Source organism: Olsenella sp. kh2p3 (genome assembly GCA_900119625.1).
Lineage (GTDB): Bacteria > Actinomycetota > Coriobacteriia > Coriobacteriales > Atopobiaceae > Tractidigestivibacter.
In genome coordinates this window covers 60,938-71,383 of record FPKD01000010.1, presented here as the reverse complement: position 1 = coordinate 71,383, position 10,446 = coordinate 60,938, and the positions used below count along the sequence as shown (strand labels likewise).

8 protein-coding genes and 1 pseudogene are annotated in these 10,446 nt (G+C 61.2%); 2 read left to right on the top strand and 7 right to left on the bottom strand.

The genetic code is table 11. The features are described 5' to 3' along the window. From BT122_RS09720 to hpdB, 3 genes are all read right to left on the bottom strand, one after another. Positions 1-1,157, bottom strand: a 1,157-nt coding sequence (locus tag BT122_RS09720) for an MFS transporter (protein WP_072355726.1), incomplete at its 3' end; no start/stop codon positions are given. A 119-nt stretch (positions 1,158-1,276) separates the two neighbouring features. Next, complete coding sequence (gene hpdC / locus BT122_RS09715; protein ID WP_072355725.1) at positions 1,277-1,552, bottom strand: 4-hydroxyphenylacetate decarboxylase small subunit; 276 nt, start codon at positions 1,550-1,552, stop codon at positions 1,277-1,279. 45 nt (positions 1,553-1,597) lie between these two features. Beyond that, the gene (gene hpdB / locus BT122_RS09710; RefSeq protein ID WP_072355724.1) at positions 1,598-4,327 is read right to left on the bottom strand and encodes a 4-hydroxyphenylacetate decarboxylase large subunit; all 2,730 of its coding nucleotides are present in this window, start codon (positions 4,325-4,327) and stop codon (positions 1,598-1,600) included. 322 nt (positions 4,328-4,649) lie between these two features. Here hpdB and hpdA point away from each other — a divergent pair, with 322 nt between their 5' ends. Further along, positions 4,650-5,618 carry a 4-hydroxyphenylacetate decarboxylase activase gene (gene hpdA, locus BT122_RS09705; RefSeq protein WP_286130362.1) on the top strand — a complete coding sequence of 323 codons (969 nt, stop codon included), beginning with the start codon at positions 4,650-4,652 and terminating at the stop codon, positions 5,616-5,618. 50 nt (positions 5,619-5,668) lie between these two features. Here the strand turns inward: hpdA and BT122_RS10765 are convergent, their stop codons facing one another. From BT122_RS10765 to BT122_RS09695, 3 genes and pseudogenes are all read right to left on the bottom strand, one after another. After that, positions 5,669-6,139 carry a hypothetical protein gene (locus BT122_RS10765; protein ID WP_286130361.1) on the bottom strand — a complete coding sequence of 157 codons (471 nt, stop codon included), beginning with the start codon at positions 6,137-6,139 and terminating at the stop codon, positions 5,669-5,671. Positions 6,140-6,245: 106 nt separating this feature from the next. After that, positions 6,246-6,572 (bottom strand): annotated as a pseudogene (locus tag BT122_RS11300) (response regulator); the annotation flags it as partial. Positions 6,573-6,576: 4 nt separating this feature from the next. Next, the gene (locus BT122_RS09695) at positions 6,577-7,356 is read right to left on the bottom strand and encodes a LuxR family transcriptional regulator (RefSeq protein WP_286130360.1); all 780 of its coding nucleotides are present in this window, start codon (positions 7,354-7,356) and stop codon (positions 6,577-6,579) included. A gap of 661 nt (positions 7,357-8,017) precedes the next feature. Here BT122_RS09695 and BT122_RS09690 point away from each other — a divergent pair. Next, positions 8,018-9,178: an ATP-binding protein gene (locus tag BT122_RS09690; protein ID WP_072355722.1), complete on the top strand. Its 1,161-nt coding sequence runs from the start codon at positions 8,018-8,020 to the stop codon at positions 9,176-9,178. Positions 9,179-9,192: 14 nt separating this feature from the next. Here BT122_RS09690 and BT122_RS09685 read toward each other — a convergent pair whose 3' ends face one another. Next, positions 9,193-10,425, bottom strand: a complete 1,233-nt coding sequence (locus tag BT122_RS09685) for a diphosphate--fructose-6-phosphate 1-phosphotransferase (protein WP_072355721.1) — start codon at positions 10,423-10,425, stop codon at positions 9,193-9,195. Positions 10,426-10,446: the final 21 nt, after the last annotated feature.

The window sequence follows — 10,446 nt, the reverse complement described above, 5'->3', positions numbered from 1 at the left end:
CCGAAGACGGTGCCCGCGTAGCCCGCGGCGCCTCCAGGCTCGATGCCCCAGTACACGGCGAGCAGGACCATGCCCACGATGACGACGGGCAGGTTGCCGGAGAGGGCAAGCAACACGCCAGCAATGCCAAAGAGCGGAGAGATCACGAGCATCATTCGGCGTGCCGGGCGCTCGACACCCATGCGCTTGACCAGCGCGTCGGATGCCTTGCCGGTGAGCGGCATGGTGAAGATACCCGCGAGGCCAATGACCATGTAAATCACGTTGGCGAGGGGCATCCCCAGTAGCGACGGCTGCGTCCAGCCGAGGTCTACGGTGAAGTAGCGCACGATCTGCGACCAGATGAGGAACTCTCCCATCACGGCAAACATGAAGGCGAAGATGTCGCACCAGAGGGCGCGAGTCTTAAACGCCTCGCCAACGGTCCAGACGTGTGCCGGCTTGGCAGCGTCCGCCTTCTTCTTGGGCAGCGAGTCCAGGCCAAAGGGCTGGGCGCCGACCTTGTCAGGCATGGGCTTGGCCACGGCAGCAGCGACGAGGAGCATGACGGCCATGATAACCGAGAGGACCTTCATGCCGGCGGACCAGCCAGCGCCCTTGAGGATGGGGGAGACCACGATGGTGAGAAGGAGCTGCGCCATGGGGGCGCCCATGAAGGCGAGTCCCCACTTGGTGCCGTACTCGGTGCCCACGTACCACTTGCGGCAGGAGATCGTTGAGGAGACCCACAGCATGCCCGTGCCCACGCCGGCGAAGACGCCATAGGTCACGAGGTAAACCGGGAACGACCAGCTCGCGCCCTCGGGGATGAAGGACGTGAGGAAAAAGCCGAGGAAGCAGCAGATGGCGCCTATCGTGTAGGCAGGGCGGGTGCCCTTCTTGTCGATGAGGCCGCCCGAGAAGTACGCGGTGATGGCATAGAAGGTCATCATGAAGCAGTAGCCGAGCGAGGCCTGCGTCGAGGTCCAGCTCATGCCCTCCATGAGCGATGACTGCATGATCGAGAACGAGGAGCGATAGCCAAAGAGGCAGAAGACCGCGAGCCAGGCGGCAATCACGGTGCAGGTGCCGTACTTCTTCGCCGTCTCCTTGGTGATCTGCTCGGTGGTAAGGGGCTCTGGCGCCGATTTCTGTGCTGTTGCTTGTTCAACAGACATGGGAACCACCTATCTTTGCGAATCGGTTAGATTACGTAAAACAATGCCCCGGGGAACCATGGTCCCCCGGGGCGCTGCCCAATCCCTAGGGTTGGAGCATGTTGGTGGCGCGAGAGAGGCTATGCCTCGACCTTCTCAGCGGCTCCCCGCTCGAACTTCTCGCAGTTCTTCGCGCCGTTGTCGGCAAATGCCCAGAACCTGTCCTCAAAGCCCGTGCAGGTTCCCATGTTCTGCTCGCCCGCCTGGTAGTGGCTGCAGAACTTGCACTTGAAGCCGGGGGTGAACTTGGGGCAGGTGGGCGTGTCAATCTGGACGGTGATGTCACCGTTGGCGTGGCAGATGCCCTTGGCCACGTCGATGGGGATGTAGTTCGCGCAATCAGAGTGCTTGCACATCGTGGGAATCCTTTCTCGAGAAGGTCGTGGGAATGCGTGGCTGGACTAGATGGACTCGTACTCGGTGCGGGCGATGACCTCGTCCTGGATGGGCTTGCCAATCTCGACCCAGTACTGAGTGAAGCCAGCGACGCGGATGAGCAGGGTGCGGTAGTTCTCGGGGTGAGCCTGTGCCTTCTTGAGCACGCGGGAGTCCACGATGTTGTACTGGATGTGGAAGCCGCCCTTGCGCATGTAGGCGCGGGTGAGGTCCAGGAGCTTGCGGGAGCCCTCGACGCCCTTGGTGGCGCTGGGGTGAATCTTGAGGTTCATCTGGGAGTTCTGCGACATGGAGTGGTCCCAGCCGGTCGCGGACTCGAAGAGGGCGTACTGGCCATGGGTGTCGGTGCCGGGATAGGCAGACATCGAGGCGTCGGCGAACGTGGTGCCCTCGAGACGGCCATCAGCGGTGGCGCCGGTAACGGCACCCTCGGGACCGTGCGTGGAGACGGACATCTGGCAAACGTAGAGCGGCTCGGCGTACAGGGACTCGAACTTGTGCGGCATGTCCTCGCAGAACCACTGCTCCCAGTCGTAGAGCATGTCGTCGACATAGGGCTCGTCGTTGCCGTACTTGGGCGCACGCAGGCAGTCCGCGTGAATCTCGTCGTAACGGCCGTCATCGTCGTCGCGCTTCTCCTGGTCCTTCAGGGACTCGGAGCCGACCTCCTTGGACGTCTTATAGCCAAAGTTGTGGTCGAGGGCGTCCTTGAGCTGGTCAAGCGTGTACTTCTTGTCGTCGTAGACGAGCTTCTTGATGGCAGCGAAGGAGTTGATCTGGTTGCACATTCCGCAGCACTCGATGTTGAACGTGGCGTTGTAGCGATAGCCCTTCTGGGCGATGCCAAGGCCGCGCTCGAGGCAGTTGGGCTTGAGCAGCGAGTTGACCATCGACGGCGTGAACTTGCGCCAGACGTCGTGCTGGATGTTCATGCACTTGTTGAGAACCTCGACGGACTTCTCGTAGTACTTCTTGTACTGATCGACAAGGTCGTCGAACGTGTCGAACGTGCGGTTGTGCGGCTCGAAGACCTGAAGGCCGGTGCGGCGGTCGAAGCCGTTGTTGAGCGTGAGCTCGAGGATCTTCGGGTTGTTCAGGAAGTGGACGCCAACAGAGGTGGGCTGACCGGAGCCACCGGGGATCCAGTAAAGCTTGCCACCGTGGTGCAGGGGCATCCAGGTGCCGGGCGAGGTCTCGAGGCAGCCGCCCACGGACCAGGCGCGGGACTCGCGGACGGTCATGCCTTCGTGCTGGTACTGGTTCTGGATGAACTCCATGCCAATGCGGTTGTTCATGATGGCGGGATATCCGGCACCAGTCTTAACGCATTCCATGCACTTGAGGAGGAACTCCTCGGGCGTGGCCTCGTCGTAGAGCAGCGAGAGCGTGGGCTGGGTGGTCTGGCACTTGATGCCTGCCTCGAGGATGAGCATCTCAAGACGGTTGGCTGCAGACTTGCCCTCGCGGTCAAGGCCGCCGATGCACACGTTGTTGAAGGTGTTGCCGGAAAGGACGCCGCCCACGACGCCGGTGCATGCGAAGGCGTCGATGCAGGTCATCTTGACGCGGTAGAGTTCGTTCCACTCCTCGGCCTCGGCCTCGGTGAGGCGACCGGCCTCGATGTCCTGCTCGAAGTAGGGGTAGAGGACCTGGCCAATGCGGCCCGGGGACAGGCCAGACATGGCGTCCTCGTTGAGCTCGGCAAGGTGCAGCAGGTAGATGGCCTGGAGGGCATCCTTGAAGGTCATGGGCTTCTCGTGAGAGATGCGGTGCATGCGCTCGGAGATCTCGGAGAGCTCGGCGCGGGAGGTCTCGTCCTCGGTGCAGGAGAGCAGACGGTCCGCCTCGCGGCCGTAGTTGTCGAACCAGGCAGAGAGGCCGCGGCAAAGCTCGGCCATCGACTTGTAGTAGTACAGGCGGTCCATGCCGGAGATGCCGTCACCGCCGGCCTCGCCGGCGACCTCGCCCGCGCGCTTCTCGCAGAAGTCGATGAGGCCGTCAAAGCCGTACTCGAGGACATAGTAGTAGTTCATGACCTCGCGGCCCTGAGGGATGGTGAAGCCGGAGTCGAAGTTCGACACGACCGACTTCATGATGTTTTCCTTGACCTTGTACTCGGGCACCATCTGCTCGTACTTGCGACCCACGTCCTCGACGGACTTGCCGGCCCATGCGTAGGCCAGACGGTGCATGGCGGGGACGATCTCGCGGCGGACGCCGTACTTGCCTCCCACGGAGACTACGTTGCCAAAGCTCTTGGTTACGTTGCCGCCACCAGCACCAAAGTGGGATACCTCGGCGCTGGACTCGGCACCCGTGGCAAGGGCGGCCTTGTAGAGGTCGGAGTCCTTGTCCATGAAGAAGCTCTCGGTGAGCCAGGGCAGCGGGGCGGAGCCGCGATAGAAGCCGGCCTTGGCGCCAACGAGCAGCTCGTGTGGCCAGATGGGGGTGTCGAGGTGCTGGAAGACGCTCTTCAGGCCATAGGCGCGGCGCATGATGGGGACTTCGCCCTCGTGCTCAGTCGCAGCGCGCGTGTACCAGTAGGACTCCTGCACGTCGAGCGATGACAGAGTGTCAAAGTAAATGTTGCGCAGGTAGTTGGCGCGCGGCGTGGGCTCCTTCTTGATCTCGCGGTCCTGGATCTCCTTCGGGGCCTCTCCGTTGGCCTGGCTCTCGAGCGACAGCCCTCTCTCTGCCAGGACCTCGGTCAGCTTCATCGGATGGAGTTGTGCCATTCTGACCTCCTCGATAGATAACCGTGACGGCTTTGTGCCGCCTCTTACCAACCGTCATTGTGCGTGGCAGGCAGCAATTTGGGATGGGCCCAGGCTCGTGTTTGGCGGTTGTATCTTCTTGGCGTCAACTGGCACCAAAGGTCGTATCTAGGACCAAAGTCCTATGCCCGTCCCCCGAATTCCGCCCTTCGACACAACCTTGGCACTACGGACGAGGCGCGCCCATCACCAATAATCAAGGGCTAAACGGACAGTTTTCCAAGCTGAGATGCTTGCAAATGCGAGAGGAGACAGACAAATGAGGAGGAGTCTTTCCGCACCGTTGAGCGACAGGGACCGGGAGCTCAAGGGAAGGATCTTCGACATCCAGTCCTATAGCGTCCATGATGGTCCCGGGTGCAGGACGCTCATCTTCATGTCTGGTTGTCCCTTTCGCTGCAAGTGGTGCTGCAACCCCGAGAGCTTCTACAATCGACAAGGCAAGCTGTATCGTGCCTCAAAGTGCGTGAACCGCGCCGACAAGCGCTGCACGCGCTGCCTGGATGCCTGCCCCTATGGCGCGGTGAGCGACAACTCGCAGGACCCGGACCATCCCATGAAGTTCGACTGGGAGAAGTGCCACGTCTGCACCACGTTCGAGTGCGTGAAGGCATGCTTTGACGATGCCCTGGTCACGATATCCGAGGAGTATACGGTCGAGCAGATCATGCACATCCTCGAGCGCGACCGCCACTACTGGTCTGGCAATGGCGGCGTGACCTTCTCGGGCGGCGACCCCATGTTCCAGCCCGAGTTCCTTCTCGCCGTGCTGGAGCGCTGCGACGAGGCATATATCCACAAGGCCATCGAGACGGAGGCCTCTGCCTCGACAGACGTCTACCTCAGCGTGATGCGCCACATGGACTTTGCCTTCAACGACCTCAAGAGCATGGACACCGACAAGCACCGCGAGTACGCGGGCATGGGAAACGAGCAGGTGCTGCAGAACATCCGTGCCTTTGCGGGCTCCAACTGCACCGCTCGTCTCATCCTGCGCACGCCGGTCATCAAGGGCTTCAATGACACCGAGGAGGACTTCGACAAGATCGGCGCCTTCATGAGGGAAGTGGGGCTTAACGAGCTCAACATCCTCCCGTTCCATCGGCTTGGCGTGAGCAAGTGGGAGGAACTCTCGATGACGTATGCCTTCGCGGACGACAAGCCCACGCCGCCCGAGAAGCTCGAGAGCCTCCGCAAGGTGGTCCAGGGGCATGGCGTCAGGTGCTACGTGGGAAGCGAGACGCCGTTCTGATGAAACCGCTGCGGGATGCGGTGTTCTTCTCGTCGCATCCCGCGTGCTGCCTAGCCAAAGATGTTCGACATGAAGTCGTCTGCAACGAGGACGCGACGCAGCGCCTCTACCTCGTCGTGGTTGACGGAGCCATCTGCGGAAATGCGGCCAAGTGCCTCCGACGGGGCGTAGCCGTCGAGAATTTCCTCGCAGAACATAAGCATGAGCGCACAGGCCCCATCTGTCGTTGCATGGTCGATGTCAAGCGAGAAACGCTTGCCCTCGTTCCCAAAGACGCGGTCGAGTTCTACCCGGGCGTTTGTGCCTTCCCAGAGGTCGCCGAGGTAGGAGAGGACACCCTCGATTGAGCCGTAGCGCGGCACCAGGTCGAGCGTGAGGTTAACCATTTCGTGGACGATGGCCTGAGATTGCTGAGCGAGGTCGACGCTCTGCGTGAGCACGTCGGTCCAGCGTAGGGCGTCTGACTTTACAAGCGTGCCACCCGGACCCTCGATCTTTGTGGGGGGGTGCTTCTTTGTCAACGATTTGTTTGTCGGCGACGCGAAGCATTTGCTCGAGTGGAACCGATCGCTGCAGCATGCGCTTTCCGCGCACGAGGAGCATTACCACGTAGTACAGCCGGTCGAAGAGTATCGGCTCGAAGGTGAAGATGTTGGCACCTGCGCGGAACGCGGCGAGGCGCTCCTCCGGGGAGTCGTGTGTGGAATAGATGACAGCTGGCTGCTCAACGATGTTGTAGAGCTCGCGAAGGCGTCGGCATGCTTCGTACCCGCTCATGTCCTGTAGCTCTACGGAGAAGATCACCACGTCGATGCGGTAGGTGCGGACGATGCGGAACGCCTCCTCGGCGCGGTAGCAGAGGACGACGTCACAGCCATATGCGCTAAGGCCCTCCTTGAAGCGCTGACGCGCTTCGTTGTTTGAGCATACGAAGAGGAGCTTGGGAGGTCGCATTGCGCTACACCGCCATGGTCTGGCGCTTGTCCACGTCGAGCGAATCCGAGTACTCGCAGATGAGCTGCACGCGGTTCCTCACTCCGAGTTTGGCGAGGATGCTGCTCATGTGGGTCTTCACGGTCTTCTCGCTAAGGAACAGGCGATCGGCAATCTGTGAGTTGCTCAATCCGTCGCACACGAGGAGAGCGATCTCGTTCTCTCGCGGGGTAAGGACGGGGGAGAGAACGCGGGTGGGGGCGGGACTGTCGGAGCTTGCCGTTGCGTCGAGGTGAATGTCGAGGAGACGACAGACGCACTGAAGCCACGAGGTGGCATTCTCGAACTCCTCGTGACTGATGACCGGGATGTCGAACTTCGCGCGAAGCTGCTCGGCATGAGGGGTGTCATCGAACACAAAGCCGTCGCAGCGCCACAGAGCTATGAGGCGCGCGTTGAAGCAGACAGGAACGACGAAGGTGGTCACCCCAAAGTTGCAGGTTCTGACCAGTGGATCGAAGACCCGTCTGCTGTCGAAGTAGCGGACGATGTCCGACACGTCATGCCCCACGATACCCGAGCAGTCATGTGGGACGCCCGATTGGACGAAGTTGCAGAAATCGACCTTAAGCGACGGGACGAGAAGGGGATTGCCCTGCGTGTCGACGAGGAGAAGCGGAATGTGATGGTCTCGGACGAAGCAGTCCTGGTAATCCTGAAGCGCACCCTTGCCGACCATGGAGATCCATCGGCTCGCGCTAATCTCCATGGGCTTTCGGTTCACACCGCCTACGCTCCTCAGCATTGCACAAACCTCCCCCAGACGGCCTATTCACTCAACGACCTGTTGCCGCTCTTTGAATCCCCTCCTTGCGCGGGTGGCCCCCACCACTCGGCTGCGGAAGACCGCATGTCTCCGCTTTCTTGTCCATTGTGCCCCCTCCGACGGCGGACAGAGCGAATTGTTCGGCAAGCGTGGCAATTAGATCGCAACAATTCCGGCGCATCAGCGTCGCTTGCACGCGACTTTGGGCGCGAGCTGAGCCGGCGCCCCCTACCAAACCATCGTTCTTTATCGGTATCTGTGAACTGGAGGTCGTGTTTGCCCAGTTGCCGAGAAGAACGATTCACAGATACCGCTAAAGAACGATGTTGGGCACAGCCAGGTGGGCGGCGACCACTCGCGACTGGCACCTCAGACGCTTCGCCCGATACACATTCGGACACGAATCTGTGATGCGCGCAGGTCGATACACATTTGGACAACGAATGTGTATCGATCCGTTGGCCTGGCCCGAGGGTGCGGCGCGTCTCTCGCCTGGCAAGCGGATGCAGCCCCCATATACTGCTCGTTTGTCGATGCACTCCCGATTATGGCATTTATCGGTTCCCGATTATGGTTTTCTCAACTCCTGATTGTGGTACTGTTCACTTATCGATTGTGGGGTTTCGATTGGAGAACTACGGTGATACAGCGAGACATTGCGTCGTGGACGAGAAAGAACGCCGACTGGTTTCCTGTGGTCTCTATTACGGGCCCGAGGCAGAGTGGCAAATCGACCCTTGTCAAAGCCGTGTTTCCCGAGTACCAGTACGAGAATCTCGAAGATCCCGGCGTATTGGCAATGGCGCTCGATGACCCGGTTGGATTTATCCGCCACAGGCCACAGAAGCTCATTATTGACGAGGCCCAGCTTGCGCCGGAGCTATTCAACGTAATTCAGGTGGTTTCTGACGAAGTGAGCACGCCGGGACAGTATGTGCTCTCGGGTTCGCAAAACTTTCTGCTGCTTAAACAGATTACGCAGTCTCTTGCGGGAAGGGTTGGCCTGCTCAAGCTCATGCCCCTCTCGTATAGGGAGGCGCATGGAGCGGTATCCAAGCTAGGGGTGGAGGACTTTGTCATCCGTGGTGGGTATCCACGCTTATATGATGTGGACATCCCACCTGAGGTCTACTACGAGAACTACCTGAGCACCTACATAACGCGTGACGCATCCGGGTATGTTGATCCAAGCAACTTGAGCGTCTTTAGAAACTTCATAGCGGCTTGCGCAGATGGGTGCGCCAACCTCCTTAACCTCACCAGCCTTGCCAATGACGTGGGGATAAGTCCAAAGACTGCTAGGTCGTGGCTATCGCTTTTGGAATCGAGTTACGTGGTGCAGCTCCTCCAGCCATACCATGCCAACCTCCGGAAGCGGCTCACAAAGACCCCAAAGCTCTTCTTCTATGACACGGGGCTTCTCTGCCACCTTCTTGGAATAAGGACGACAGACCAGCTCCTTGCCTCGCGTCACAGGGGTGCGGTCATCGAAGACCTCGTCATCTCCGAGACGGCCAAGCGTCACATGAATGCCGGCAGGCAGCCACAGCTCTACTTCTATCGCGATGACAGTAAAATCGAGGTTGACCTGCTCGACATGACCAACCCCACGGCTACAGAGCTGGTGGAGATAAAGTCTTCGGCGACGTATAGGTCTTCGTTCACGAGACACCTGGCCAGCGTCGGGAATCTGATCGGCGTTGATGTTGCCAACCAGTCAGTTGTCATGAATGCGGACAAGACCGTAATGGTAGGGGGCAGAACGGTTTGGTCGATGAGGGACTGGCTGCTCCGTGAGTAGGCTATCTCCCGGTCCTACGCGAGCGGTGCCACGTGGGCGGGCACGCCTCCCACGTACGAGAGGGACGGCTCGCCGGCGATGAGCGGCCGTGCGTAGCGCAGGTACGCCTCGGTCACGCCCATGCCGTCCTCGCGGATCATCTCTGCCGGCACGGCCTTCACGGCATTGGCCACCCGGTTCACGTCCACCAGGTCGTATCGCGCCTCGTAGGGAGCGTCAGACGTGCGCACGAGCGCGCTCATCACGCCCGAGGCCCCCTCGAGCGCGGCTCCCACACCCCGGGCCCCAAGTCCTGCGGCCTCGGTGAGGTCGGTCTGGCTCGCCAGGTGGGCGGCGCAGCGCTGCGTGGTGCACAGCTCGACGGCGCGCGTCTTGCACCCCAGCTTGCGCTTTGTGAGGTCTGCCAGGTAGCGGCTCGTGCCCGAGAGCGCCGCGGCGTGCCCAAAGGCGTCGAGGCGCGCCTCGGAGCCTGCGCGCTCGCAGACAAGCGTGCCGTCTGCCGTGCGCACGCCCTCGCTTACGGCAACGACCACGGTGTTCTTCTCGGCGAGAAGGCCCGTCAGCCTCTGGAGGAGGACCTGCTCGTCAAGCGGCACCTCGGGGAGGAGCACCAGGTCGGGCGCGTGCCCGCCCGCCTCGCCGGCCAACGCGGCAGACGCTGCGAGCCAGCCGGCGTCGCGGCCCATGATCTCGACGAAGGTCACGCTCTTGAGGTCGTAGACGTCCGCGTCGCAGGCCAGCTCGTCGACCGTGGCAGCAATGAATTTGGCGGCGCTGCCGTAGCCGGGCGTGTGGTCGGTGAGGATGAGGTCGTTGTCGATGGTCTTCGGCACGCCCACAAAGCGAATCTCGGAGCCCTCTGACTCGCCGTAGCGCGAGAGCTTGGCGATGGTGTCCATGGAGTCGTTGCCGCCAATGTAGAGCACCGCGCGGGCGCCAAGCTCGGCAAAGCGCTCGAAGAGCTTGCGGTAGGGGGTCTCGTCTGCGGTGGGGTCCGGCAGCTTGTAGCGGCAGCTTCCCAGGTAGCTCGATGGCGTGTGCGAGAGAAGCTCCAGCTGGGTGGGACTTGCAAGCCTCTCGTCCAGGTCAACCGTGCGGCCGTCGAGAAGCCCCTGGATTCCGTAGCGCATGCCCACGGCGCGGAGACCAGCGGCGCGCGTGGCGCCCACGACGCCCGCCAGGCTCGCGTTGATCGCCGCCGTTGGTCCGCCCGACTGTCCTACCAGCACGGTATTGCCCAAAGCCATGTCTGCCCCTCTCGCGCTACC